Source organism: Massilia rubra (assembly GCF_011682065.1).
In the GTDB taxonomy this organism is placed as follows: Bacteria; Pseudomonadota; Gammaproteobacteria; order Burkholderiales; family Burkholderiaceae_D; genus Telluria_A; species Telluria_A rubra.
Genome location: NZ_VUYU01000010.1, coordinates 97,084 through 124,055, shown reverse-complemented (window position 1 = coordinate 124,055; position 26,972 = coordinate 97,084). Strand labels below are relative to the sequence as shown.

Annotated in this window: 19 protein-coding genes and 1 other RNA gene; 6 read left to right on the top strand and 14 right to left on the bottom strand. The window is 65.0% G+C overall.

The genetic code is table 11. The features are described 5' to 3' along the window. Positions 1-79: 79 nt before the first annotated feature. Both F0185_RS34850 and rnpB read right to left on the bottom strand, forming a co-directional pair. Positions 80-3,985: a calcium-binding protein gene (locus F0185_RS34850; protein ID WP_308623673.1), complete on the bottom strand. Its 3,906-nt coding sequence runs from the start codon at positions 3,983-3,985 to the stop codon at positions 80-82. Between the two features lie 213 nt (positions 3,986-4,198). Next, an RNA gene (gene rnpB, locus F0185_RS17030) (RNase P RNA component class A) lies at positions 4,199-4,551 on the bottom strand. Between the two features lie 168 nt (positions 4,552-4,719). Here rnpB and F0185_RS17020 point away from each other — a divergent pair. Continuing rightward, a complete protein-coding gene (locus F0185_RS17020) occupies positions 4,720-6,192 on the top strand; it encodes a pectate lyase family protein (RefSeq protein WP_187362566.1) in 1,473 nt (490 codons plus the stop codon). Positions 6,193-6,251: 59 nt separating this feature from the next. On the opposite strand, the gene F0185_RS17015 is transcribed toward F0185_RS17020, so the two are convergent. Next, complete coding sequence (locus F0185_RS17015; RefSeq protein WP_167226369.1) at positions 6,252-7,577, bottom strand: hemolysin family protein; 1,326 nt, start codon at positions 7,575-7,577, stop codon at positions 6,252-6,254. A gap of 191 nt (positions 7,578-7,768) precedes the next feature. On the opposite strand from F0185_RS17015, the gene F0185_RS17010 reads away from it, so the two are divergent. Further along, positions 7,769-9,481, top strand: a complete 1,713-nt coding sequence (locus F0185_RS17010; protein ID WP_167226367.1) for a thiamine pyrophosphate-binding protein — start codon at positions 7,769-7,771, stop codon at positions 9,479-9,481. Between the two features lie 148 nt (positions 9,482-9,629). On the opposite strand, the gene F0185_RS17005 is transcribed toward F0185_RS17010, so the two are convergent. The 9 genes from F0185_RS17005 to F0185_RS16965 all read right to left on the bottom strand — a co-directional run bounded on the left by F0185_RS17005 (position 9,630) and on the right by F0185_RS16965 (position 16,817). Then, positions 9,630-9,857, bottom strand: coding sequence for a hypothetical protein (locus F0185_RS17005; RefSeq protein WP_166892889.1), 228 nt, complete (start codon positions 9,855-9,857; stop codon positions 9,630-9,632). Positions 9,858-9,959: 102 nt separating this feature from the next. Beyond that, the gene (locus F0185_RS17000) at positions 9,960-10,394 is read right to left on the bottom strand and encodes a nuclear transport factor 2 family protein (protein ID WP_167226365.1); all 435 of its coding nucleotides are present in this window, start codon (positions 10,392-10,394) and stop codon (positions 9,960-9,962) included. Continuing rightward, entirely contained in the window at positions 10,391-11,158 is a 768-nt protein-coding gene (locus F0185_RS16995; protein WP_167226363.1) for an SDR family NAD(P)-dependent oxidoreductase, read from the bottom strand. The genes F0185_RS17000 and F0185_RS16995 overlap by 4 nt, the downstream gene beginning before the upstream one ends. Then, a complete protein-coding gene (locus tag F0185_RS16990) occupies positions 11,155-11,703 on the bottom strand; it encodes a DUF3833 domain-containing protein (protein ID WP_167226361.1) in 549 nt (182 codons plus the stop codon). Before F0185_RS16990 ends, F0185_RS16995 begins: the two co-directional genes overlap by 4 nt. A gap of 17 nt (positions 11,704-11,720) precedes the next feature. Next, on the bottom strand, positions 11,721-12,956 hold the full coding sequence (locus tag F0185_RS16985; RefSeq protein ID WP_167226359.1) for an MFS transporter: 1,236 nt from the start codon (positions 12,954-12,956) through the stop codon (positions 11,721-11,723). Continuing rightward, positions 12,953-13,495, bottom strand: coding sequence for a chalcone isomerase family protein (locus F0185_RS16980; protein ID WP_167226357.1), 543 nt, complete (start codon positions 13,493-13,495; stop codon positions 12,953-12,955). Before F0185_RS16980 ends, F0185_RS16985 begins: the two co-directional genes overlap by 4 nt. 1 nt (position 13,496) lies before the next feature. Next, entirely contained in the window at positions 13,497-14,729 is a 1,233-nt protein-coding gene (locus tag F0185_RS16975; protein WP_167226355.1) for an SAM-dependent methyltransferase, read from the bottom strand. After that, positions 14,726-15,532 carry a DUF1365 domain-containing protein gene (locus tag F0185_RS16970; RefSeq protein WP_167226353.1) on the bottom strand — a complete coding sequence of 269 codons (807 nt, stop codon included), beginning with the start codon at positions 15,530-15,532 and terminating at the stop codon, positions 14,726-14,728. The genes F0185_RS16975 and F0185_RS16970 overlap by 4 nt, the downstream gene beginning before the upstream one ends. Continuing rightward, the gene (locus tag F0185_RS16965; protein WP_167226351.1) at positions 15,519-16,817 is read right to left on the bottom strand and encodes an NAD(P)/FAD-dependent oxidoreductase; all 1,299 of its coding nucleotides are present in this window, start codon (positions 16,815-16,817) and stop codon (positions 15,519-15,521) included. Before F0185_RS16965 ends, F0185_RS16970 begins: the two co-directional genes overlap by 14 nt. Before the next feature lie 302 nt (positions 16,818-17,119). On the opposite strand from F0185_RS16965, the gene F0185_RS16960 reads away from it, so the two are divergent. The 4 genes from F0185_RS16960 to ftsX all read left to right on the top strand — a co-directional run bounded on the left by F0185_RS16960 (position 17,120) and on the right by ftsX (position 20,926). After that, positions 17,120-18,061, top strand: coding sequence for a MerR family transcriptional regulator (locus F0185_RS16960; protein ID WP_167226349.1), 942 nt, complete (start codon positions 17,120-17,122; stop codon positions 18,059-18,061). Positions 18,062-18,170: 109 nt separating this feature from the next. Continuing rightward, a complete protein-coding gene (ftsY, locus tag F0185_RS16955; RefSeq protein ID WP_167226347.1) occupies positions 18,171-19,328 on the top strand; it encodes a signal recognition particle-docking protein FtsY in 1,158 nt (385 codons plus the stop codon). Between the two features lie 6 nt (positions 19,329-19,334). Continuing rightward, positions 19,335-20,009: a cell division ATP-binding protein FtsE gene (locus F0185_RS16950; RefSeq protein WP_166892860.1), complete on the top strand. Its 675-nt coding sequence runs from the start codon at positions 19,335-19,337 to the stop codon at positions 20,007-20,009. Beyond that, a complete protein-coding gene (gene ftsX / locus F0185_RS16945; protein ID WP_167226345.1) occupies positions 20,006-20,926 on the top strand; it encodes a permease-like cell division protein FtsX in 921 nt (306 codons plus the stop codon). Before F0185_RS16950 ends, ftsX begins: the two co-directional genes overlap by 4 nt. 194 nt (positions 20,927-21,120) lie before the next feature. On the opposite strand, the gene F0185_RS16940 is transcribed toward ftsX, so the two are convergent. Next, the gene (locus F0185_RS16940; protein ID WP_167226343.1) at positions 21,121-21,924 is read right to left on the bottom strand and encodes a PEP-CTERM sorting domain-containing protein; all 804 of its coding nucleotides are present in this window, start codon (positions 21,922-21,924) and stop codon (positions 21,121-21,123) included. Positions 21,925-22,097: 173 nt separating this feature from the next. Continuing rightward, on the bottom strand, positions 22,098-26,591 hold the full coding sequence (locus F0185_RS16935) for a putative Ig domain-containing protein (RefSeq protein ID WP_167226341.1): 4,494 nt from the start codon (positions 26,589-26,591) through the stop codon (positions 22,098-22,100). Between the last annotated feature and the right edge of the window lie 381 nt (positions 26,592-26,972).

Genomic DNA, 26,972 nt, shown 5'->3' with positions numbered 1-26,972 from the left:
GCCGGGTTGGAACGGCGCGCCGGACAAGCCGCCACTTCCGCGCTGGATGCGCGGGAATGGCGGTTCATGCCGGGCGTGCTTAGAACAGCAGCGGCGAGCCGTCGTTCAGGCTGGCGCCGGGCAGGAATTCCTGCGCTGCGCCGCCGAAACCGCTGCTACCGACGATGGCCAGCGCCGTCCCCGCGCCGATATTGGCCAGGTTGCCGTTGAGCCCGTACTGGTAAGCCAGGTCGCCGCCGATGGCCGCCGTGTCGCTGCCGCCGCGCTGGAATTGCTCGAGCGTGGTCCACGCGCTCCAGGCGGTCGCGCCGGCGGCGCGCGCCTGGTCGAAGCGCGCCACGATGCCGATAAAGTCGAACTGCTCGACCTTGTTGTCGTTGATCGGGCTCAGCGCGCCAGGATGGTAATCCGTGGAAGCGGCGGTGATCACTTGCAAGGTCGAGATGCCCGCGTTGCCCGGTGCCGCGTACCAGCTCTTGAGGACGATCTGCTCGGCCACCCCGGTGGTCAGGACCAGGTCGTTGCCGGACTTGGTCAGCAGCAGGTCGGCATAGCGGATGCCGCCGCCCAGCGACAGGGTGTTGTCGGCGCCGGTCGTGCCAAGCACGGTGTCGACGCCGTCGCCCCGGTTAAAGACGATCAGGTCGGCGCCCGTGCCGGTGGTGATGGCATCGGCGCCCTTGCCGCCGATGAACATGTCGTTGCCGCTGCCGCCCACCAGGCGGTCGATGCCGGCCCCGCCGTCGAGCAGACTGGCGCGGCCCAGCGCATCGGTCAAGCCGTCGTCGCCGGCGCCGCCCTGCAACAGGTCGAAGCCATCCAGGCCTTGCAGCAGATTGACGCCGGCGTTGCCCTTGAGCAGATTGTCGAGCGCGTTGCCGACGCCGTCGGCCGGCGCGGTCCCGGACAGGGTCAGGATTTCAACATGCTCGGCCAGGGTCAGGCTGGCCGCGGACGTCACCTGGTCCAGGCCGGCGGCGGCGTCTTCGACGATGACATCGGCCGCGTCGGCCAGGTAGCTGTCGTTGCCGCTGCCGCCAGCCAGGGTGTCCTTGCCGGCGCCGCCGTCGAGGGTATCGTTGCCGCCCATGCCGTTGAGCTGGTCGTCGCCATCGAAGCCACGCAAGTCGTCGTGATTCGATTTGCCGGTGAGAATGTCGGCCTCCGGCCCGCCGCTCAACGTCACGCTGGCGGCCGGCTTGACCGCCAGATCCATGACGAGACTGGCATGCAAGCCGCCCTTGTCGGTCCAGGTCACGGTCAGCGGCACCGTGCCGGTATCGCTGGACGAGGGGGTGCCGCTCAACATCCGGGTGAACGGATCGAAGCTCAGCCATGCCGGCAGCCCGCTGACGCTCATCACGCCGGCATCGCCCTGATCCGGATCGGAGAACATGTCGCGAGGCAGCACAATATGGAAGGGCAGCGATTCTTCAGCCGCCGGCGGCGTCGGCACATACGCCGGGACCGGTGCATGGTTGTCGAAGGCCGACAAGGGAACGCGCGTACCATCGGCAAATTCAAGGTAACTCTGCGCGAGGACGCTGGCCCCATCGCCACTGTAGCCCTGGTTGATCACGACCGAGTCGCCGCCGTAGCTCAGGCGCATGAGGGAACCGCTGGCTGGCGCGGCGACGATATCGGCGCGGCCGATGCCGGCGCCGAAACGGATCACGCTGCCGGCGCTCCAGTCCCGGATGACGTCGGCGCCGTCGCCCCGGTTCAGCAGATAGGTATTGGCCTCATAGTAGCCGCCCTCGAGCGTGTCGTCGCCTTTGCCTCCCGACAAGGTGTCATGGCCATTTTTCCCGTACAGATGATCGTTGCCCCCATGACCTTCGAGGACATCGTCGCGGACGTCGCCAAACAGCATATTGTCGCGCTCGTTGCCGATCAGCGAGCGGGCGAAGATGGCGTCCCTATCCCACACCGTGCCGTCGGGAAAGCGGATTTCGTGCACAGACGTAGCTCCGTAGTAACGATAGACGTAATTCGGGATGGTAATACGGTCCGCCCCCGACTCCAGGATCAGTTCGCTGCGATTGACACCCCCGCCCGCATTCACCAGGCCGACCCAGACATCCTGCGGCTTGAGGTCGCCCTCGAAGGCGATCACATTTTTCTGGTTGGCCTCTTCCTGCGCAATTTGCAGCACGTCGTTGCCGTCGCCGGGCGCAAACACGAAGGTATTGCTGCCATCCTGTTCCCAGATCTCGTCGTCGCCAGCGCCGCCGCGCACGGTATCGTCGCCACTGCTGCCGAACAACCTGTCGTTGCCAGCCCCGCCTTGAAGCAGGTCATTGCCCTCGCCGCCCAAGAGCACGTCGCGCCCCTCCCCGCCCACCAGGAGATCGTAGCCGTCGCCGCCGTCCAGGCTGTCATCGCCGTTGCCGCCATACACAGTGTCGTCGCCGCGGTAGCCCTCGAGCGTGTCATTGCCATCCAGGCCGTGCAGCACGTCGAGCCCGTTGCCGCCTTTGATGAGGTTATCGCGCGCATCCCCGCGGTACAGCCGGCCGAGAATGTCATCCTCGCCCCACACGCTGCCATCGGCAAACTGGAATTGCACGCGCATCCGCATGCCAGGCTCGACGTCGGGCCACGCGTTGAAGGGCAGTTGCAGCAGCGCGCTGGTGCCGGTAATGGCAATGTTCAGCTGGCTGGACCCACTAACCGCAAAGCTCACATCGGCTGGCCGTACATCCGCGCCCAGCAGCACGATATGGGTACCGCCGGCGCCGGGTTCGAGCACATAGGTTCCCGCATCACGGCCGAACTTGTACAGGTTGCCCCCCGATCCGCCAATCAACCTGGCGTCGCCCGCACCCGCGTCGAAGAGGTTGTCGCCTGCGTCGTCAAACAAGAGGTCATTGCCGGCGCCGCCGACCAGGACATCGTTGCCATTGCCGCCCACGAGCGTGTCGTTGCCATTGCCGCCGCTGAGAAAGTCGTTGCGCGCATCGCCCTTAAGCCAGTTGTTGGCGTCGGTGCCGCTCAGTGCGAGACCGTTGGCATAGGTCATCTCCTGGCGCAGTTGCTCGGCGTTCCAGTTGGCGCCGTCGGCCAGCACGATGCGCATGCGCGCGGCGATCTCGGGCGATTGCGGGTTGAAGTAGTTGGTCACGGTAATGCTTTGCGTCGCGCCCTTGACCCCGATCAGCAGGTCATTGCCCTGCCCTCCAACCGCGCGCGCGAAGCTCAGCGCGCCCGCCAGCAGATCGGGCAGCGCGATCAGATCGACCCGCATGCCGTAGTTATTTGCCACGATCGTGTCGTGCCCCCAGTCGCCATTGAAACGGTAGGTGTTGACGCCCTCCGCGCCCGACAGCCAGTCGTCGCCGGCGCCGCCGGTCAGCAGGTCGTCGCCATCGCCGCCGTCGAGGCGGTCGTTACCGTTGCCGCCGGCGAGCTGGCTGCCCGAGCGCGCACCCGTCAGGCTGTCGTTGCCATCGCCGCCGTCCAGATTGATTCCCGCGAACCAGTCGGCGCCAGCGGACAGGGTTTGAAGCGGGTTGAGCAGGCCGAACACGGCCGCGTGGTCCCAGCTGGTGCCGTCGGCGAAGCGGATATCCGCGACCGGCGCGGGGCGCGCTTCGCCGCTCGACAAGTTCACGCCCGGACCAAAATACCCCTTGACGGTGATGCTGTCGTCGCTATGGCGAATCGACAAGGTCAAGTCCTCGTAGCCGGCCCTGGAAAGGACGATGTCGGCCGGATTGATGCCTTCGGCGAAGCGGATCAGGTTACGTTCCTTTGCGGCGCCCCAGTCCGCACTAATCTCGTCGCGGCCGTGGCCGCGCCCGAAAAAATAGGTATCGTCGCCGGCGCCGCCGTTGAGCATGTCGTTGCCCGTGCCGCCAACGAGGGTATCGTTACCGGCGCCGCCGTCGAGGCGGTCGTCACCACCCATGCCGAACAGATAGTCTTTGTCGGCGCTTCCGGTCAGGAAACCGGCATTATCACTGCTGCGAAATACGGAGATCATCAAAAAATTCCATTAAGAATGAGGAAACATTTCTTTTATAGAAATAATTAATGAGTGTCAACATATGAAAATGTGAGGTCGTCCCTCAGCAGGCCGGCATGGCGCCGGCGCCAGGGCCGTAGTAGGGCCGACCCGCATGCGGATCCCTTGGGAATGTCCTCGCCGGAGGCGAGGCAGGATGTTTCAGCGGCGCCTTGCGCGCCGGATTATTCAGTGTGAAGCAGGCCGATAGGCCGGATTTTGTTACGGCGACGACCCTTGCGGGCAATCGCTATGACAGCCATTCCTCTAGGCGCAGAATTACTCCTGCGCTCAAGCTCCCTACCCGCACGCTCCGCGAGCCGCCTCAACGCGTGCCTATTTGGGATTGCTCCAGGTGGAGGTTACCGCGTTTCACCGTAACTTAATACGCTCGTCTCTGTGGCCCTATTCCTCGCCTTATACTCCCCGGCTTACGCCGGTCGGCTTTCAGCGGACGGCCATTAACCGTCACCCTGCTCTATGGAGTCCGGACCTTCCTCCCGCCGACGCATTACGCGCCAGCCAGCGACTGTCTGGCCTGCTTCACCCCGCCATTGTACCGCGCCAGCGCGCACGCCACCAAGTTTCCACCAGCGGCCATGTGATCGATACCGATTTCGATATCATTATTGCAAAAAAAGTGATCGCAGTTGCGTTACCCAACGTACATACTAACTATTACAATATAGACAATTTTTAACAAGGAAACTTTAATGAAACTGTTGCCTCTTGCCGCACTGATCAGCACCGCTTTGTTCGCCACCTCCGCCGCCAATGCCGCCGACTGGCCGGCGAGTTTTTCGAAATGCGCCGCCCAGGGCGGCACCTGCGACGTCGGCGCCGCCAAGCGCCAGGTTTCGTTCGGCATCAAGAACAAATGGGTGGTCAAGTCGCTCAGCGGCAAAGTGGCCTGCACCGCCGCCACCTTCGGCAGCGATCCGTATCCCGGCGTCGCCAAGAAATGCGCGGTAGGCCCGCTGGACGGCGCCACCACGCCACCGACCACCCCACCAACCACCCCACCGACGACGCCGCCGACCACCCCGCCGACCACCCCGCCGACAACGCCGCCAACCACCCCGCCGGCCGGCACCGATCCGCTCACGCAAGCAGCGCCCGCAACGGGCTGGGCCAGCTACAGCAGCGGCACCCGCGGCGGCGCGGCGGCGACGCAGAAAGAGGTCTTCCTGGTCAGCTCGGCTTCACAACTGCAGGGAGTGCTCAAGAACACGGGCGGCAAGCCGACCCAGGTCAAGATCTACGGCACCATCGACATGGCCGCCGACGGCCCGTTCAAGAATGCCACCGACCAGGGCGTGCGCAGCCTGATTTCGCTGCCATCGAACACCACCCTGATCGGCGTCGGCGCCGACGCGGGCATTGTCAACGGCCGCATCATGATCAAGGGCGTCGATAACGTCATCGTACGCAACCTGACCATCGCCAACCCCTGCGATATCGCCCCGGTGTGGGATCCGAAAGACACCAGCACCGGCAACTGGAACTCGCGCTACGACGGCCTGAACGTCGACCAGGCGACCCACGTCTGGATCGACCACAACACCTTCACCGATGCGCCGCGCACCGATGACCAGTTCCCGAAAGAAAACGGCAAACTCAAGCAGTGCCACGATGGCTCGCTCGACATCAAGAACGGCGCCGACTACGTCACCGTGTCGAACAATGTGTTCAAGCTGCACGAGAAAAACACCTTGGTCGGCTCGTCCGACAGCACCACGTCCGACGATGGCCACCTGACCGTCACTTTCCACGGCAATCTGTACCACGACATCACCGGCCGCTCGCCGCGCGTGCGTTTCGGCAAGGTTCACGTGTACAACAATTACTACCAGGGCGACCGCGACGCCAAGCTGTATCCGCACCACTACAGCATCGGCGTCGGCTACAAGGCCAAGATCGTGTCGCAGCACAACGCGTTCGACATCATCGGCGCCAAGGAATGCGGCGATGTGGTCGAGGCATCGGGCTCGTCCGGCAAAACCGGCGCCATCGTCGACAGCGGTTCCTTGCTGAACGGCGTAGCGCTGGGCCTGGGCGGCGAGAGCTGCAAGTTCAGCACCGCGGTCGGCTGGACCCTGCCGTACACCCCGGTCGTGCTCGATGCGTCCAAAGTGCGCGAGTCGGTCCTGCGCAACGCGGGCGCCGGCAAGCTCAGCGTCAGGTAAGCCGGGCACGTCCCGCATCGCGCCGCAGCCCGCTCCCGGCTGCGGCGCGATGCGGTAAATCAGCCTGGGATGGCCGGCGCAGCGCCGCCGGCCTGTTCCAGCTGCGTCACCAGCACCCGGTCGATCCGGTGTCTGTCCATATCAACCACCTCGAAACGAAAACGCTCCCACACAAAACGGTCGGACGCGGCCGGCACATGCCCGATTTGCTCCAGCACGAAACCGGCCAGGGTCTGGTAGGCCCCGCTCGCTTCGCCGGGCAGCGCATCAGCGATGTCGAGCACCGCGCGCAGGCGTGGCAGGGGCATGGCGCCATCGAGCAGCCAGCTGCCGTCCTCGCGTCGCACCGCGTCCGGCTCGCCCGCCTCGTCGCCGGGCAGCGCGCCGATCAGGGCCACCATCAGGTCGACCAGGGTCACCATGCCCTTCAGTTCGCCATGCTCGTCAACCACCAGCGCCAGTTCGGCCTGCTGTTGGCGCAACTGTTCCAGCAGGCCGCGCGCGCTGACCGTGTGCGGCACCAGCAGCGCCGCGCGCGTGGCCGCGCCGATATCGATGGCGTCCAGCGCGCCATGGGCGACCGCCTGGGCGAACAGCTCGCCCGCGTCGACCACGCCCAGCACCTGCGAGGCGTCGCCGCGCACCACCGGAAAGCGGCTGAACGGGCTGGCCGCGATGCGCGCCAGGTTGGCGCCGCGCTCGCCATCGAGGTCGATCAGTTGCAGCGCGGCGCGTGGCGTCATCAGCGCATCGATGCGCTGGTCGTCGAGGCGCAGGGCGCGCGCGGCGATGTCCGATTCGGTCTTGTCGAGCACGCCCGCGTCGGCGCCCTCGCGCAGCATGCCGCTGATCTCGTCGGCGGTGGGGGCGCTGGCGGGGGCGCGCCCCATCCCCAGCACCCGCATGATCAGCTCGCTCAAAGCCGACAACACGCGCACCAACGGCGCCATTGCGCGCGCAAGCGCCTGCAGCGGCGGCGCGATGATGGCCGCCACAGCTTCCGGATACTGCATCGCAATGCGCTTGGGCACCAGCTCGCCGAGCAGGATCGACGCCAGCGTAATGCCGGCCACCACCAGCGCCAGCGCCGCCTGGCGCGCATAGGGCGCCAGCACCGGCAGCGTGGCCAGTTGCGGCGCCAGGCGCTCGGTCAGCGACGCTTCGCCGAAGGCGCCGTTGAAGATGGCAATCAGGGTAATGCCGACCTGGACCGTGGAAAGAAAGGCGCCCGGGTCATCGGCCAGCCGCATGGCGGTGCGCGCCCCGCCCCGGCCCCGGGCGGCCATTTTTTCGAGCCGCACCCGCTTGGCCGACACCAGCGCCAGCTCGGACATGGCAAACACGCCGTTGAGCAGGATCAGGACGAGGATGATCAGCAATTCCATGGAAAGCGGCTGGTGAAGGTCAAGGAAATATCCACCTTAGCCCTGCCATATTGCGTGGGTTTGAGGCAGCACAATGTCGCACGCGGTCCAGCGGGGATAGAAATTGTGATATTTAATGTCGTAATTTCAAAAGCTTGCCCGAATCGGCTCGCATAGAATGACGCATACTCAACCATCCAGGCAGAGACTCCATGACGCACCCTTCCCGCAGTGGCGGCCAGATTCTGGTCGATGCGCTCAACATTCACGGCGTCGACACCGCCTTCGGGGTTCCCGGCGAAAGCTACCTCGACGTGCTCGACGCCCTGCACGACTCCGATATCCGCTTCATCATCAACCGCCAGGAAGGCGGCGCCGCGTTCATGGCCGAAGCCTATGGCAAGCTGACCGGCAAACCCGGCATCTGCTTCGTCACGCGCGGCCCCGGCGCCACCAATGCCTCGATCGGCGTGCACACGGCCTACCAGGACTCGACCCCGATGATCCTGTTCATCGGCCAGGTCGGCAACGATTTCATCGACCGCGAAGCGTTCCAGGAGATCGACTACCGCCGCATGTACGGCCAGATGGCCAAGTGGGTCACCCAGATCGACCGCGCCGACCGCATTCCCGAATACATCGCGCGCGCCTTCCAGGTCGCCACCAGCGGCCGTCCCGGCCCGGTGGTGCTGGCGCTGCCGGAAGACATGCTGATCGACACCGCCGCCGTGGCCGACACCCGCCGCTACCAGCCGGTGCAGGCGTCGCCGTCCGCCGCCCAGATCGCCACCCTGCGCGAGATGCTGGCCGCAGCAACACGTCCGGTGGTGCTGCTTGGCGGCGCCAGCTGGAACGCCCAGGCCTGCGCCGACCTGCAACGGTTTGCCGAAGCCAATGCGCTGCCGGTCGGCTGCACCTTCCGCTTCCAGGACCTGCTCGACAACGCCCACCCTCACTATATAGGTGATGTCGGGATCGGCATCAATCCGAAGCTGGCCGCGCGCGTCAAAAACGCCGACCTGGTCATCGCCATCGGCCCGCGCCTGGGCGAAATGACCACCGGCGGCTACACCCTGCTGGCCTCGCCCGTGCCAAGCCAGCGCCTGGTGCATTTCCATGCGGACGCCGAGGAACTGGGCAGCGTGTACCAGGCCGAGCTGATGATCAACAGCGGCGCCGCGCAAGCCTGCGCCATGCTGGCCGCGATGGAGCCGGTTGACCCGTCCGCCTGGCGCGGCACGGTCGCCGAGGCGAAGGCCGAGCTGGCCGCTTATCAGGAACAGCCGCCGATTTTCAAGGATGGCGCGGCCCCGCTCGACCTGTGGCAAGTGGTGCAGGAACTGATGGCGCAAGTTCCGCGCGATACGATTATCACGAATGGCGCCGGCAATTACGCCTCGTGGGCGCACCGCTTTTATCGGTATGGCGGCATGCGCACCCAGCTGGCGCCGACCAATGGCGCGATGGGTTACAGCGTGCCGTCCGGCATCGCGGCCAAGATTGTCGATCCCTCACGCACGGTGGTGACGTTTGCCGGCGATGGCGAATTCATGATGAATGGACAAGAACTGGCGACCGCGGTGCAATACAAGGCCGGCGTGATTATTATTGTTTTCAATAATGGCATGTTCGGCACCATCCGCATGCACCAGGAAAGGGATTATCCGGGCCGCGTATCGGGCACCGGATTGCATAACCCGGACTTTGCGGAACTGGCCAAGGCGTATGGCGCGCATGGCGAGGTAGTCAATGCCACGGCGGAATTCGGCCCGGCCCTGGCGCGCGCGCTGGCGCACACCCGGGACAATGCCTTGCCGGCGGTGATCGAGTTGCGTTACGACGGGAATTTGATTACCCCGAATGCGACCTTGGAGACGATACGCAAGACGGCGGAAGCGACAAAGGCGGCGAAAGCGATCAAGTAATCAAGGAAGCGCTACCCGCAAAACCGTCGTTCCCGCGACGGCGGGAACCCAAGTTTCTTAGCAACTTCTGGAAACTTGGGTTCCCGCCGTCGCGGGAACGACGCTGTATCTGTGTAACGACGACCGTGGCAGGCCGGGGAATTGGGAATTACTGCGAACTAAGCAACTGCGCCTGCGGCAGCAGTTCAAGACCAAGCTCGGCTGGCAGAGGCAGCGGGCGGTCATAAGCACTCTTGGCTTCGGTTACCGGTGCTGTAAAGAAACATGCCACGGTGGCGATAAACGCCAAACCGATGACATTGCGTATCCACATCGACCCTGCCACATGAATTGTCTCCGGCGAAATCAACAAGCTGAAATTGTCTGGGCTTTTCACACTGCCTCCTGTCATAGTTTTGTAATAATTTATACCCTTTTTCGATAAAAGCCTAGTTAATCTTGCGCCGGATTGATGCATATGTGGGTCAGTCCATACAGCCTATTTATTTGCTGCCCGCTTGAGCCAGCGCATCACGCTTCCGAGTATCGGCAGCTTCTCGTAAAGCTCCTCGGCGGCATCCCAATAATCCCGATGCATCATCACTGCCCCGCTCGCATCAAAGCGGATCCGGGTCGCGCCGCGAATGCATTGCGGCGCCGTGGAAAAGCGTTTCATCCGAAACAGGAACTCCCACGTCAAAAAGGCCTCGTCGCCCTGCAGCACGGTTGACGTCACCACAAACCGCGGCTGCGCGACCTGCTCGAACATATGCTCGAAGATGGCGACGATCGGCCCGGCCCCGCACACCTCGTTGAACGGATCCTTGAACTGCGCATCGGGCGCGTAGATCCGCTCGATCTGGGCGCGCAGCGACGCGCGTTCGATGCCTTCGTAAAAGCGCACCAGCCGTGCCAGCTCCGGCGCGCGGTTCATAATCCGGTCACCTTGTGGATCAGCCAGAAATACAGGCGGTACGGCAGCAGGCGCGCCAGGCGCATGCTGTTGGTGAAGCGCTTCGGAAAATGGATATGAAAGTGGCCACGCTCGATCCCGTCCACCATCGCATACGCGGCATCGGCGGCGCTCATCAACGCCGGCATCTTGAAGTCGTTACCGGCCGTGAGCGGGGTGTCGACAAACCCCGGATTAATCTGGTACACCGCGATCCCGCGCGAGCGCAAGTCCAGGTACAGCGATTCCGACAGATTGATCAGCGCCGCCTTGGTCGGGCCGTACACCAGCGCCTTGGGCAGCCCGCCGAAACCGGCCACCGACGCGACAATGCCGATCCCGCCGGCGCCCTGCCTGAGCAAGACTGGCAGCGCCACGTCCAGGCAGTTGAAGGCGCCGCGCAGATTCAGGTCGATCATCCGGTTGGCCGCCGCCAGGTCGATCGCGTCGGCCCGCATCTCGTTGTAGCCGCCGGCGACGATCAGCACCAGGTCGACGCCGCCCCACTCGGCCACGATGCGCTGGCAGGCCTCGTCCACGCTGGACCGGTCGGTCACGTCGAGCGCCAGCGCCAGCGCGCGCGGCTCGCCCGCCACCGTCTGTTCCAGCTTGTCGGCGCTGCGCGCGGAAAACGCCACGCGCGCCCCCAGGTCGAGCAGCAGGTGCGCCGCCGCCTCGCCGATTCCGGTCGAGGCGCCGATCATCCACACGCGCTGCCCGCGCCACTGCTTGATGCGCGGGTTCATTGCGGCGCCGCGCCCGTGCGCTTGGTGAACGACAAGGTCACGCTGCCCAGGTTCACGCCGAACTTGCTCATCGCCGTGCGGTTCAACATGACCTTGTCGTCGATCAGGAACATCCAGTCGTCCATGTCCATGTTAATCACCTTGCCGTCGACCGGCAGCGCCAGCACGTACTGCCAGCGCAGCGCATTGCCCGACACGGTGCCGCGCGCGCTGCCGACGACGTCCGCCGCAGTCGCCGTAAACGTTCCCGGCCCGGTGCGGGTCAGGGTCCAGATGCGCTTCTGGCGCGTGCCGTCCGAGTAGACAAAATCTTCATCGAGTACGCCCGTGTCGCCATTCCAGGTGCAGCGCATCTGCACCACGAAACGCTTGATGACTTCGCCGGAGCGGTCCTGGAACATGCCGTGCGCGTCGAGGGTGCCGTTGAAGTACTTGGTGATGTCGAGCGCCGGAGTCTGTTTTGCATAGGTTTCGGGCGTGGGCGTGCTGCAGCCGGCAATGGCCAGCGCCAGGGCGCCGGCGGCAAAAATCTGGTGGAGTTTCATGGGCTATCCTTTGGTGGTTAACAGTGACGCAGCGGCGCGCGCCACAACATGGCGGCGGCCAGCAATTTGAGGGCGCACGGCAGCAGCGCGTAAGCCGCCGCCAGCGCGGTGGTGCCGCCGCCCGCGCCGGGCACGTAGCCGAGCCAGGCCAGCAGCGGCAGGGCGATGCCGGCGGCCAGCGCCAGGGTCATTTGCACGCCCCAGTTCCACACGCCGAAGTAAGCCGCTTCGCGTCCGCCCGCGTGACCGGCGCCGGCGATCACGCCGGCCAGCAGCGCTGGCGGCAGCGCCAGGTCGGCCCCCAGCGCCAGCCCTGACAGCAGGCAGATGACGCCGAAGGCGATGCTCGCGCCCGCGCCCAGCCCGAACGCCCAGACAAAAACGGCGGCCGCCAGCAGCATGCCGGCCGCCCACGCGCGCGCTTCGCCGAAGCGGGCGGCGGCGGCTATCCACAGCGGCATCGAGCAGGCCGCCGCAGCGAAGTAAATGATCAGGAACAGGGACGACATGGCCCCCAGCTTGAGCCGGTCGGCCGTGAAAAACAGAAACAGCGTGGCCGGAATCGACGAGGCGACGCCATTGACGATCAACACCGCGAACAGGGAACGGAACGGCGCTTCCCGAAACGGCGCGGCCATGGCGCGCCAGCCGGGCCGCGTTTCCAGCGCCGCCTTGACCAGCGGGCGCGGCGAACGGGCCAGCAGCAGCGCGCCGCCCGCCGCCAGCGTTGCGGCGAAGGCGAGACTCAATGCGTCGTAGCCGGCCGCGCCGGTGACTGCGGCCGCCAGCACCACGCCCGCCAGGCCGCAAGCTTCGCGCACGCCGGTCACGCGCGCGCGCTCGAGCGGGGCTTGCGTGAGCGCCGCGCCCCAGCTCTGGTGCGCGATGGTGGCGATGCTGAAGCCCAGGTAGACCAGCATCAGCGTGCCGAGAAACCAGGCCATGGTCGCCAGCCCGCCCAGCGCCGGCGGATGGAACAGCGCCACAAAACCGGCCAGCAGCAGCGGCAGCGCCAGCGCCACGTAGCGCGCGTAAGCGCCATGCCCGCGCTCGATCCACCAGCCGAGCAGCGGGTCGATAAAGGCGGCGGCCACGCGCGCGGCCAGCAGCACGGCGCCGATCAGCGCCAGCGACAGGCCGGCGCGCTCGGCGTAAAACTGGGGCAGGTAAACATAGATCGGCAACGCGACCATCGCCAGCGGCAGGCCGAACAGGCCGTACGCGAGCAGCTTCGCCAGCGACAGGCGGCTCATCGCGGGGCGGCGTCTTTGAGCAGTGCGGTGCGCAGCGCGCGCGCGCTGGTGGCGGGATCGAACCAGATGCCGAAAAACGCGCGCGCGAATTGCTGGTCGGGCACCGTGGCCAGCGCCTTGCCATCGAGGTAGAACCGTGCGCCGGCGCCGGGCAGGAACACGCCGCTGATATGCGTGCCTTCCTTTACATCCGGGAAGATGGTCTTCATGGTGGCCAGCCACTGGGCGCGTTGGGCGGGCGTGCCGGCGCCGGTTTTTTCCATCTGCTCGGCGCTGGCCTCGGCGATCTTGACGCCATCGAGCTTGCGCGCGTAGCGCAGGTCGAGCACAAACGGCGCGGCGGCGGGAGCGTCGGGCCGGTAGCCCTTCTCGCCCACCCACAGTTCGGCCTGGTAGATCGCCAGCCCGAACCAGGTAAAGGTGCCTTTGCCGGCCACGCGCGCCTGCGCCAGGTGTTCTTCGATATGGCCCGGCGCGGCGCCGGCGGACTTGACGACCATCAGCGCACAGGCGGACAGCAGGAGCTGGCGGCGCCGCATCTCAGGCTTTCGTCAGGGTGAAGTGCATGACGTCGGTGTTCTTTTCACGGAACGCGGCCTCGCAGTAGCACAGGTAGAACTCCCAGGTGCGAATGAAGCGCTCGTCGAAACCCTGCGCGCGCACCTCGTCCAGGCGCGCGTGGAACGCCTGGCGCCATTCAACCAGGGTGTCGGCGTAATCGATGCCGAAACGGTGTTGGCTGGTCACGCTCAAGCCATGTTCGAAGGCCATGCGCTCGAACACCGATGGCGACGGCAGCATCCCGCCCGGGAAGATGAACTGCTGGATGAAGTCCGTACCCTTGCGATAGCGCTCGAACAGTTCGTCGGCGATCACGATGGTCTGGATGCAGGCGCGCCCGCCCGGCTTGAGGTTGCGCGCGATGCACTCGAAGTAGCTCGGCCAGTAGCTCTCGCCCACCGCTTCGAACATTTCGATCGAGGCGATCGCATCGTACTGGCCGTCGCTGTCGCGGTAGTCGCACAGGCGCAGGTCGGTTTTCTCCGCCAGGCCGGCTTGTTCCAGGCGCGCTTTGGCGTAGGCCAGCTGCTGCTCCGACAGGGTCAGTCCGGTGACGTGCACCTCGCCGTCGCGCGCGGCCAGTTCGGCGAAGCCTCCCCAGCCGCAACCGATTTCCAGCACCTTCTGGCCGGGCGAAACCTCCAGCTGGTGCAGGATGCGGCGGTACTTGGCCTTCTGCGCCTGTTCCAGGTCGCGCCCACTGGCCTCTGTATACAAGGCGCTCGAATAGGTCATCGACGGGTCGAGCCACAATCTGTAGAACGCGTTGCCGATGTCGTAGTGCGCGTGGATGTTCTTGCGGCTGCCGGACTTGCTGTTGCGGTTCAACAGGTGCTTGATGCGGTACGCCAGGCTGCCCCACCAGCTGCCGTAAACCAGCGTTTCAATGGCGGCGCGGTTGCGCGCCAGCAGCGCGATCAGGCCGGTCAGGTTGTTGGTCTGCCAGTCGCCGTCGATATAGGTTTCGGCAAAGCCGATGTCGCCCGAACGCAGGGCCGCCGAAAAGCAGTTCCAGTTATTCAGCTCCAGCAATACCGGCACCGACGCGTCGCCGTAGTGACGCTGCGCGCCGTCAGGCGTAATCAAGGTCAGCGCGCCGTGTTTCAGGTTCTCGAGCAGCTTGAGAATGACTTTGGCGGACGACGGCGCGGGCGTGGCGGCGCGCAGGCGCGGCGCGGCCGGAACAAGCGATGGCAGGGATTGGGAGCTCATCGGGTTACCTTATGTTGGGGTGGAGTCGGTTTGGAAAAGAAGGGAACGCGCCGCAGCCACAGGCGCAGCGCTTGAATATGGATGCGCGCCACCACGCCGGCCGTCATCAGCGGAAAGCCGAAGAAGGCGCGCGCCACGCTGGCGCTGGTGATCGGCGCGGCGCTGCCGGACAGGCTCGTTCGCAACAGCGCGCCGTCGGCGTCGTCGTAGTCGATGCAGGCCAGCGTGCTCTCAAGGGCCTGGCCCTCGTTCATGCGCAGCAGGTGGGTGAAGCGGAAGCGGTAGCCGCCCTGCACTTCGCAGAACGGCGAGACGTGGAACACCTTGCGCGCGTGCAGTTCCTGGCCGTTGGCGATGTCGGCGCCGGTATCGAGCACATAGAAGTGGCGTTCGCCGAAGGTATTGCGCACGTCGCACACCAGCGCGCGCAGGGCGCCGTCGCGCCGGTGGCAAAACCAGAACGAGACCGGATTGAACACGAAGCCGAGCACGCGCGGCATGGTTTGCAGCCAGACTTCGCCATCGGCGTCGAGAATGCCTTCCTGGCGCAGCAGGGCGTCGATCCAGTCGACCAGCGGGGCCTTGCCGTCGCCATGGTCGGCGTCGGAAAACGACAGCAAATTGAAGCGGTTGCGCGAGAACAGCGCGCAGCCGAAGCCCTGCGCGGCCATCGCGCGCAGCGGCAGGCGCACGTAATACGTGGCGTAGGCGAAGGCGTTGAAGACGGGTCGCAGGCGCGTGTGGCGCACCTGGCCGAAGCACAGCTGCGCGCGCGGCTCGGACGCGGGTTCAGGCCGCCGCATGCTGCGTGCCCTGCATCAGGCGCATCAAGGCGGCGGCGGCGGCCAGGCCCGACTTGAGGCCATCTTCATGGAAGCCGTAGCCGGTCCAGGCGCCGGCGAACCAGGTGTTCTGGCGGCCCTGGAAGCTTGCCAGGCGCCCTTGCGCGGCCACGGCGGCGTCGTCGAACACCGGGTGCGCATAGTCGAAGGACTTGATGATGCGCGCCCGATTCGGCTCGTCGATCGGGTTGAGCGAGACGATCAGCGGCGTCTTGAAGGGCAGCGGCTGCAACTGGTTGAGCAGGTAGTGCACGCACACCTGCGGCGTGGCCGACGCCGTGCTCTGGTAATTCCAGGCCGACCAGGCCTTGCGGCGGCGCGGCAGGCAGCTCGCGTCGGTGTGCAGCACGGCGCGGTTGGGCTGGTAGCGCACCGCCGACAGGACCGAGCGTTCGTCGTCGCGCGCGTCGGCCAGCAGCGCCAGCGACTGGTCGCTGTGGCAGGCCATGACGACATGGTCGAACTGTTCGCTGTCATTGGCCGTATCGACCCGCACCGAACGCGCGCCGCCGGCCGGGTTGCGCGTGACGCTTGTTACCGGCGTGCCGAGGCGGCGCTGGGCAATCGCGGCCAGCAGCTTGTCGACGTAATTGCGCGAGCCGCCGCGCACCGTATGCCACTGCGGGCGGTCGCTCACCTGCAGCAGGCCGTGGTTGTGGCAGAAGCGGATGAAAGTGGCGACCGGGAAGGCCAGCATCTGCTCGGATGGACACGACCAGATGCAGGCGGCCATCGGCAGCAGGTACCAGGCGCGGAACTGCTCGCTGTAATGGTGCTGGTCGAGGAACTCGCCGAGCGACATGGCCGGCATGCGATTGGCCGTGGCCAGGCTGGTGGCCTGGCGGTTGAAGCGCAGGATGTCGCGCACCATGCGCAAAAAGCGCGGGCGCAGCAGGTTGCCGCGCTGGGCGAACAGGGTGTCGAGATTGCTGCCGGCCCATTCCAGCACGCGCGCGCCGGCTTCCGGCCCGAGCGGCAGCTTGACCGAGAACGACATGTCGCTCGGCGCCGTTTCCACGCCAAGCTCGGCGAACAGGGCGATCAGCTGCGGGTAGGTGCGCTCGTTGAACACCAAAAAGCCGGTGTCCACGCCGTGCGTGACGCCGTCCAGGGTCACGTCCACGGTGTTGCTGTGGCCGCCAAAGTAAGTCCCCGCCTCATACAGGGTCACCTCCGCCCCGCCATGGACAAGCCGGTACGCACACGACAAACCGGAAATCCCCGCCCCAATCACTGCTATCTTCATCACATCCACCTGTTTTCTTGTTTTGTCTAGGACAAACTCGCCACCTGACGGATAATCCGGCAAATAATGAGCGATGTCAACTGTTTGTCCATGACAAACTGAGTTAGTATGGATTTATACGCAGCGGGTAGAAAATTGGATTCAAGAAATGCGATTTCGTACGAAGCCGCAACATTGCGAGGCATGGCATCATGTCGGGCCTGAGTCACGGCATGAAAACAAGCTGATACAAAGAGTAGTTTTCTGTATATCATTTCAACTTACAATCAGGACGATGTCCTGAACAAACCATGAATGCGACAATGAGCCAAGCATCGACCACTGCCGTTTTCAGCAGCATCAGCGACGTGGAACGGGACACCGGCATCCCCAAGGAAACCCTGCGCGTGTGGGAACGGCGCTATCACTTTCCGCAGCCGCAGCGCGACGCCAACGGCGAGCGCCTGTATCCGCTCGACCAGGTGGCGCGCCTGCGGGTGGTCAAGCGCCTGCTCGACATGGGCTACCGGCCCGGCAAGATCATGCATTTGAGTACCGATGAGCTGAGCGACATGGCCAGCAAGTCCGGCGCCGGCTCGATCGCCGGCGACGCCGACGACCCGGTGCTGCGCCAGTGCCTGGCCATGATCAAGGCGCACCAGATGCACGAGCTGCGCCAGAAAATGGCCCAGTCCCTGCTGCAACTGGGGCTGCGCCGCTTCGTGCTGGAACTGGTGGCGCCCCTGACCACGCTGGTCGGCGAAACCTGGGCCGCCGGCGGCCTGGCCATCTTCGAAGAACACCTGTTCGCAGAATTGCTGCAAAGCGTGATGAGAAATGCCATCTTTTCGGCCAACCAGCAGGTGGGCCAGAGCGACGCCACCCCGCGCATCCTGCTCACCACCGTGCCCCAGGAGCGCCACGGACTGGGCCTGTTGATGGCCGAGGCCCTGTTCGCGCTGGAAGGAGCGCACTGCGTTTCGCTGGGCGTGCAGACCCCGCTGGCCGACATCGTCGAAGCGGCGCGGGTGCAGCGCGCCGACATCGTGGCGCTGTCGTTTTCGAGCGTGATGTCGCCGCGCGCGGCGGTCGACAATGTGATCGAGCTGCAAAGCCGGCTGGGCGAACGGGTGCAGGTGTGGGCCGGCGGCAGCTGCGCGGCGCTGGCGCGGCGCCAGCTCGGCCCGAACCGGGTGCTCGACCTGCACGATATCGATGCGGCGGTGGAACGCTGGCGGGCGCAAAACACGGCCGTTGCGAGTTAGGCAGTCCGGCCGGGGAAACCCCGCCCTGCTCTGGTAAAATACGCGGCATCGATTTCGTCGTGCCCGGCGCCGCCGGGCATCAGCATGCTGCGCCCTCCACCACATTCCCATGTTTAGTTTTTTTAAGAAAAAACCACCCGCTCCCGATCTTCCGCCGCCAACGCCCGCAGCTCCCTCTCCGCCCGCACCAGCCGTGCCAGTCACGCCCGTGGCCGCCGCCGTTGCCGAGTCGCCGCCCGCCGCCACTCCCGTCCCGGCGCCAACGCGCCGCTACGGCGCCACCTCGACCTTCGTGGCGCCGCCGGTGCCGGCCTTCGGCACCGAACTGATCGCCGAAACCGCCGAACGCCTCGGCAACGACGCCGACAGCAAGAGTTCCTGGATGGCGCGCCTGAAAGCGGGCCTGTCCAAGACCTCCAGCAACCTGAGCCTGCTGTTCGTCGGCGCGCGCATCGACGAAGACCTGTACGAGGAACTCGAAGCGGCGCTGCTCATGTCCGACGCCGGCATGGACGCCACCGATTACCTGCTCACCGAGCTGCGCCGCAAGGTCAAGGAAGACAAGCTGGTCGACGCCGCCGCCGTGAAGGCGGCACTGAAGGTGCTCATGACCGACATGCTGCGCCCGCTGGTCAAGCCGCTCGAACTGGGCCGCCACCAACCGCTGGTGATGATGATCGCGGGCGTGAACGGCGCCGGCAAGACCACCACCATCGGCAAACTCGCCAAGCACATGCAGAAGTACGAGCAATCGGTGCTGCTGGCCGCCGGCGACACCTTCCGCGCCGCCGCGCGCGAACAATTGATGGTCTGGGGCCAGCGCAACAACGTCACCGTGATCGCCCAGGAGTCGGGCGACCCGGCCGCCGTGGCCTTCGACGCGGTCCAGTCGGGCAAGGCGCGCAAGATGGACGTGGTCATGGTCGACACGGCCGGCCGCCTGCCGACCCAGCTGCACCTGATGGAAGAACTGAAAAAGATCAAGCGCGTGATCGGCAAGGGCATGGATGGCGCCCCGCACGAAGTGCTGCTGGTCATTGACGGCAACACCGGCCAGAATGCGCTGGCCCAGGTCAAGGCCTTCGACGACGCCCTGCAACTGACCGGCCTGGTCATCACCAAGCTCGACGGCACCGCCAAGGGCGGCGTGCTGGCCGCGATTGCCCGCACCCGCCCGATTCCCGTGTACTTCATCGGGGTCGGCGAAAAAATCGAAGACCTGCAACCGTTCAGCGCCGACGAATTCGTCGAGGCGCTGCTGGGATAAGCATCCATGATCGAATTCCGGCTTGTTTCCAAGACCTACCCGGGCGACGCCATCGCCCTGCGCGAAGTAACCCTGAACATCGCCCGCGGCGAACTGGTCTACCTGGCCGGCCCGTCCGGCGCCGGCAAGTCGACCCTGCTGAAAATGATCGCGGCCATGGAACGCCCCACCTCGGGCAGCGTGCTGGTCAACGATCAGGATATCGGGCGCATGAAAAACGCCAGCCTGCCCTACCTGCGGCGTAACCTCGGCCTGATTTTCCAGCAGCAGCGCCTGCTGACCGACCGCTCGATCCTGGCCAACACCATGCTGCCGCTGCTGGTGACCGGGGCCTCGAAGGCCGAGGCCGAACTGCGCGCCCGCGCCGCGCTCGAGAAAGTCGGACTGGAAGCACGCGCGCTGGCGCGCCCGCTCGAACTGTCGGGCGGCGAGCAGCAGCGCGTGGCGATCGCGCGCGCCATCGTCAACCGCCCGCAGATCATCCTGGCCGACGAACCGACCGCCAACCTGGACCGCGCCAGCGCCGACAAGGTGCTCGACGCCCTGCGCGCCTTTCATTCGGTGGGCGTGACCTGCCTGATCGCCACCCACGATGAACTGGTGCTGTACGACGCCGCGCGCCAGAACAGCGCGCGCGTGATCCGGCTCGACCATGGCGCCGTGGTGGGAGACGCCACATGAAGCGCTGGTTCCGCCAACACAGTTTCGCCATCGGCTCGGCGCTCGGCCAGCTGGGCAAGTCGCCGCTCAGTTTCCTGTTCAATGTGATCGTGGTGGCCATCGCGCTCACGCTCCCGTTCGCCGGACTGACCCTGCTCGACAATGTGCGCCCGATGTCCGAGCAGCTCTCGGTCGAGCCCGAAATCAGCGTGTTCGCCAAAGCCGAGACCACGCGCGCGCAGGCGCTGGCCATGGAACCGGCGATCCGCGCCATCCTGGCCGATCCCAAGTCGCGCATCGTGTTCGTGCCGCGCGAACAGGCGCTCGAGAGCTTGAACAGCAAAACCGGGCTGACCGACGTGCTGGCCACCCTGGGCGAAAATCCCCTGCCGGACGGCTATGTGCTCAAACTCGACAGTTTCAGGACGGTGAGCGAAGCGGGCAGCGTCGACGCCATCGCCGCGCGCCTGCGCACCTTGCCCGGCGTGGACGCGGTGCAGGTCGATTCGGCCTGGGTCAAGCGCCTGGCCGCCCTGCTGCGCGTGCTGCGCCTGATCTTGCTACTGCTGGCCGTCACGCTCGGGATGGTGGTCATTGCGGTGGTGTTCAATACGATCCGCCTGCAAGTGCTGACCCAGCGCGACGAGATCGCCGTGAGCAAGCTCATCGGCGCGACCGACGGCTTTATCCACCGCCCCTTTTATTACACCGGCGGTTTGCTGGGCTTGTGCGCCGGCGCCGTGGCGCTCGGCGCGGTGACCTTGTCGCTGCAACCGCTCAATACGGCCATCGGCGAATTCGCGCGCCTGTACGGCTCCGCGTTCCAGCTGGCGCCGCTCAATCCTGTGTTCATGGGCTTGCTGCTGGCGGTCAGCGCCGCGCTCGGCCTGGCCGGGGCGGTGCTGTCGGTGCGCAGGCATTTGGCGCGCCTGCGCTAAGTCGAAGAAAAAGAACCGCGTGGCTTTTGCCCACACGGGTCTTTCTCTTATGACTAGCCTGACGATAACAGGAGCTTGCTGTCTAAGCAGCAGGAAAAACGCACTTTCAAACTATTGAACGCGACAACTATCCTGAGACGCATCGAAGGCGCCGTTGAGAAAAAAACAGTGTTTGGAAGCAGGCAAGGACGTCTTTATCGCCCCATCCGACTGGCGCGGAGGCTTGCAAAACCGGCAATGCCGAGTCCGGCCAGAAGCATCATCCAGGAAGACGGTTCCGGTACCGCGCCCGCCGAGTCGTAGAGAAAACTCCTGGCGTTTACCTCCACGAAATTTGTGGTGCTGTAGGCGTAGGCATTCGATACTGTGAGTTGAAGCCGCTTCATATAGCTTGGCCCTGAGTCTGAATACCAGCTTCCCCGATCTGTTAGGTGTTGCCAGTTGCCTCCCAGATTAGTTCGTGCTCCCAAGCCGCCGTCCGAAATACCCCCGGGTATACCTTGCGTTCCACCGCCGCTAAGGTCGGCGGAAAAAATGACAGCCGTATTGGGTGACAATATGAAAGGAATCGCGCCAGTCGACGATTCTGCAGTCCAGCGCGAGGGGCTTTCCGTACCCGGTGCCTCTGTCGCGGACGTCACCGACGTGTGCAGTGTCAGTTCCTTCTCCAGTGCGCCAGTGACGCTGGCCGATCCGCTGCCGTGCAGCTTGGTCATGCTCACGGATAAAGGTTCGAGCAGGCGGGTTCCGCGTGCGAATGCCTCATCGTAAACCTGCAGTGCTGGAATGTCGCCGAGCACATAGACCGTGGAATCCATGCGGTGCCCTGCAGGCGCTACGGCTTGCCAGCTCAGCGATGCCACAACCCCGTCGTCGGGATTCAGATCAATCAACTGATATGAAAAATTGGAAATGGTGCTCGTGGCCGTCATGTGGGCGCTGGCCGCGCCGGATACCAGACCACAGATGAGTCCAAACATACAGGTTTGCTTCAACATCATGCCTCCTTGAAATTAACTTAGAGACAATTTTACGTTAAAAGCCACATAAAAAGCGGGTTTTTGCAGCGTGAGCGGCTATAAAAGACGCAGACGAAAAAGAAAAAAATGGCCGCTTGCGCGGCCATCAAGACAATCGAAGGGGCCGCGCCATGCGGCCCCTTTTGCATGGCTTAGATCAGGAACCCGGAACCATCGGCCAGGTTGATCGCCGAGGTCAGGTACTGGCCGTCGCCGAAGCTGCTGCTGCCGATGATGTTCAAGGCCGGTACCTGGGCCACGTTGGCCAGGGTGCCGGCCGTGGCGTACTGCTGCGCCAGGTCGCCGCCGACGGCCATGTTGCCGCTCGCCTTGATCCAGGCGCCGGCCAGCTCGGGCGCCAGGCTCCAGCTGACCAGCGCCGGATCGGCCAGCAGCGCCTGCTCGAACTTGGCGGCCAGCGCATCGAAGTTGAACAGCTGGATTTTCTGGCTGTTCATGGCCAGCGGTGAAGCTGCCAGGAAATCGCTGGTGCCGTCGATGAAGATCTGCAACTTGCCCACGCTGTGGCTGCTGGCCGATGCGAACCAGTTCTTCAGGTTGATCTGCTCGCCGGCGCCGGTACCGAACACCAGGTCGCTGCCCACTTTCTTGAACGTCAAATCGGCATAGGTGATGCCGCGGCCCAGCGAAATCACATTGTCGGCAACGCTGCCTGGGGTGACCGTATCGCTGCCGTCGCCACGGTTGAAGGCGATGATGTCGATCCCGTTGCCGGTCGTGATGATATCGTTGCCGGCGCCGCCGATGTACATCTCGTTACCCGCACCGCCGCTGAGCGTGTCGACGCCGCTGCCGCCGTCGAACAAGCCCTTGCCCATCGTATCGACCAGGCTGTCATTGCCGGCGCCGCCCTGCAACAGGTCGTTGCCGCCGTTGCCGTTGAGGAAGTTATTCCCGCTATTGCCGTACAAAACGTTGTCGGTGCCGTTGCCGTAGCCGGCCAGCGCGCCAGCGCCGCCCAATACCAGTACCTCGGCATTGACGGGCAGGGTGTAGCCGACCGAGACCACCACCGTGTCGCGCCCTTCGTTCGCCAGTTCGACCACCTGGTCGCCCGCCGCATCGACCAGGTAGCGGTCGTCGCCGGTGCCGCCGGCCATGCGGTCGGCGCCCAGGCCGCCGTCGAGCACGTCGTTGCCGCCCAGGCCGTTGAGCTGGTCATTGCCGGCCTGGCCCGACAAAGTGTCGCCGGCCGACAAGCCGTTGAGCACATCGGCATCGATCGTGCCGGCCAGGTTGCGCACCGCATCGGCCGCGATGTTGAGCTTGAAGCCGATGGCGCCGGTCAAGCCGACACTATCGGTCGCGCCCAGCACCAGCGACAGGCTTGCCGCGGCCCCGGCCAGGGGCGTGCCGGACAGGGTGCGGGTGAGCGGATCGAAGCTGAGCCACGACGGCAAGGCGGCGCCGCCCGACTGGCTCAGCTTGTAGGTGACGGCATCGCCGTCCGGGTCGACCAGGGTGCGGGCCGGCAGCACGCTGGAAAACGCCGTATCGAGCGCGGCGTTGAGGGTGCCGGGCGCCTCGGTCGCTTGCGGCGCCCGGTTGGTATTTTTGACGACGATATCGATGTTGCTCGAGACCGTCAGGCCACCTTGGTCGGTGGCCGTCGCCACCAGCTGGTAGTTGCCGGCGCGGTCGTAATCGGTCACGGCCCTCAGCGTTTCCTTGCCGTCGAACCAGAGCCACGAGGGCAGCGCGCTGCCGTCCGCCATGCGCAGCTTGACGCTCAGGGTGTCGCCGATGTCGGCGTCGGCAAAGGTCGGCGTGCGCACGCTGAAGCCGCTGTTTTCGTAGGTCGTGACGGGCTTGAGCGCCAGCGCGACGGTCGGCGCCCTGTTGCCTGCGCCCACGGCCAGGATGAAGTCATCCGTGGCATGCAGCCCGGCCGGGTCTTTCGCGGTCACGCGCAGCGGGTAGCTGGACTGCACGCCCTGCGGGACCATGCCCTCCAGGATGCCGCTGGCCGCATCGAAATGGAGCCAGTCGGGCAGCGCCAGGCCATTGCTTTGCGCCATCATCAGGCTCAGCACGTCGCCCGCGTTGGGATCGGTGAACATGCCCAGTGGCAGGTTCAGCTTGAAATACTTGCCCGGCGTCATAGCTTGGTCGGCCAGCGGCAGCTTGAGCTGGGGCGCCTGGTTGAGGTAATCGCTTGGGTAGCCGACGCTGCCATCGGCAAAGTCGATGCGCTTGATGGCGCTCTCCGTGCCCGGCGCGCCACCAGTGCTGAGCAGGATGACGTCGCCCTGCTTGCCATAGGCGAGCTCGAGACTGTTGCCCATCGGCGTCAGGCGCAGGTCGGCGGACGTGATGCCGGCGCCGAAGCGCAGCGTGTTGCCCACGCCGCTGGTCTCGCGCGTGTCGATCAGCAAGTCGCGCCCGTCGCCCAGGTTGAACACATAGGTATCGGAGCCGCTGCCGCCGGACAACTGGTCGTTGCCGCGTCCGCCGATCAGGGTGTCGTCGCCGCCTTTGCCGTACAAGATGTCGTCGCCGCCCCGGGCGTCGAGGACGTCATTGCCCTCGCCGCCGCTCATGGTATCGCCCATGTCGGTGCCCTGGTTCGAGCGCAGCGCGATGGCCGCCGCGTCCCACTTGCTGCCGTCGGCGAAGCGGATTTCTTTCAACCGCATATTGGTGTCGTACATCGGATCGGCCCAGACGTAGGCCTGCAGCGTGATTTGCTGGCCCGGCGCGCCGTCGACCGTCAGCACCAGGTCGTCAAAGCCGCCGCGGTTGATGCGCTGCAGATGCACTTCCTCGGGGCGGATGCCGTCGGCAAACGCGATGGTGTGGTAGCGCAGCTCCGGCGTCCTCATATTGTTGATGATCATGTCACGGCCGTCGCCGCGCGCGAACACATACGTATTGTTGCCGAAGTTATCGTCCAGGATGTCGTCGTCCTGGCCGCCGTTGAGGGTATCGTCGCCCTCGCCGCCGATCAGCAAATCGAAACCCGCGCCGCCCAGCATCAGGTCGTTGCCCTGCATGCCATAGAGCATGTCGTTGCCGCCACGACCGTCGATACGGTCATGGCCGGCGGTGCCGCGAATCTCATTACGTTCCTCATTACCGGTCAGCAGCACACTGTTGATGATTGCGTTGTCCCAGCGGGTGCCGTCGGCGAACTGCAGCGCGATGGCAGGCCCTTGCATGTCCATCGGTGGAAAATAGGCGGCCACCCGCAGGCTGGCCTCGGCGCCGCCTACGTTGATCAGCAACTCGGGGCCCTGGCCGCCATTGCCGCGGGTCAGTACGATATCGGCCGCGCCGATGCCCGCTTCCAGCAGCACCGTGGTGACGCCGCCGACCCCGTACATCGGGAACAGCTCGTCATGCCCGGAGGCGCGGCCGAACAGCAGCGTGGCGTTGCCCTCGCCGAGCATGATGCGGTCGTTGCCGGCGCCGCCGTCGGCGACATCGTTGCCCTGGAAGACATCGAGCATGTCATTGCCGTCGCCGCCGATCAGCAGGTCGTCGCCGTTCTGGCCGGACAGGGTATCGTCGCCGCCGCCGCCGCGCAGGATGTCACTGCCATAGGTGCCATTCAGGGAATCGGCGCCCTCGGTACCGGTGACGGTGTTGACCGGCATGCCGCCGTAGGCCCGCATGTCGATCATCGACTTGTTCATTACGCTGCCGTCGGCGAAGTGGATGCTCACCGTGCGCGGCGCAATGAAATAATCCTTGACCGTCAGGCGCTCGCCGCTCAGCGGCAGTTCCAGCACCAGGTCCGGGCTGTCCGGGCTGGTACGCAGCACCGTCAGGGTAGCGGCCTGGACCCCGGCCGTCATATCGATGGTCAGCACATCCCCCTGGCCGTACTTGGGCGCGACGACGGTATCCTGGCCGCTGCCATAACCGAAGCGGTAGGTGTCGTACCCGCCTTCGCCGTTGAGCAGGTCGTTGCCGGCGCCGCCATCGAGCATATCGTTGCCGAAGCCGCCGGCCAGGCTGTCGTCGCCGCTACCGCCAAGCAGCACATCGTTGCCGTAGGAACCCATCAGGGTATCGTTGCCGCTGCCGCCGAGCAGCACGGACGGGCCGTTGGCGTACAGCGTGTCATTGCCGCCGGCGCCGTCGAGGAACGGGCCGCCCATCGTATTATCCTGCTCGTCGAGCACCAGCATCGGCCGGTCCTGCGTCAGCACCCTGGCCTGGATCGCCTGGATATCCCAGCCGGCGCCGTCGGCGAAGCGGATGGTGCTGATCGGATAGCCCCATGTCACGCCGCCGTTGTACGACATGTCCACACCAAAAAAACGGTGCATTGTCAAGCGGTCCTCGGTGCCGGCGATGCCGAGCACCAGATCGTCGTTGTAGCGGGTCAGGCGCAGGTCGGACGCGGACACGCCCTCGCCCAGTTGCAGCACGTTCATGCCGGCATCGCGCGGCCCCCCGTGGACGATGACGTCCTCGCCGGCGCCGCGCCCCCAGCGGTAGGTATTGGCGCCGAGCCAGCCGTCCAGGATATCCTTGCCGGCGCCGCCGTCGAGAGTGTCGTTGCCGTCGCCGCCGAACAGGAAGTCGTCACCGCCTTTTCCGTTGATCAGGTCCGGCCCCGATCCGCCATTCAGTTGGTTATTATTGTCGTCGCCGTCAATGATGATGATCGGAGTCATGGTGTCTTTCAAAAATGTTGAGATGTCATTGTTTTAAAGAAATTCTTTCACTCTGTCAATACAACTTGCTACATTTGGATTTATCCGTCGCGGGTACGCAACGACGCCGGCGCGCCGCCAGCGTGTGTGACCGTACAGAGGCCCGCGTCGCGCTGCGCGATACTGGTGCATGGCATGGGAGGGCTGCGCCGGCGCAAACAACTGGCGATCCGCCCCAGGCTTTGCTTGATCCGTATCAAGACGTCAATGCAGTCCTCCACTAGAGTGAAACTTGCCAATTTATGGTTGCCTACAAGTAATAACATTTCGCTATCACTGCCATACATTCTGCACATTGGCACTCCTCCGCAGAGAGTGCTAATATAGGGACTTGCATGGCGG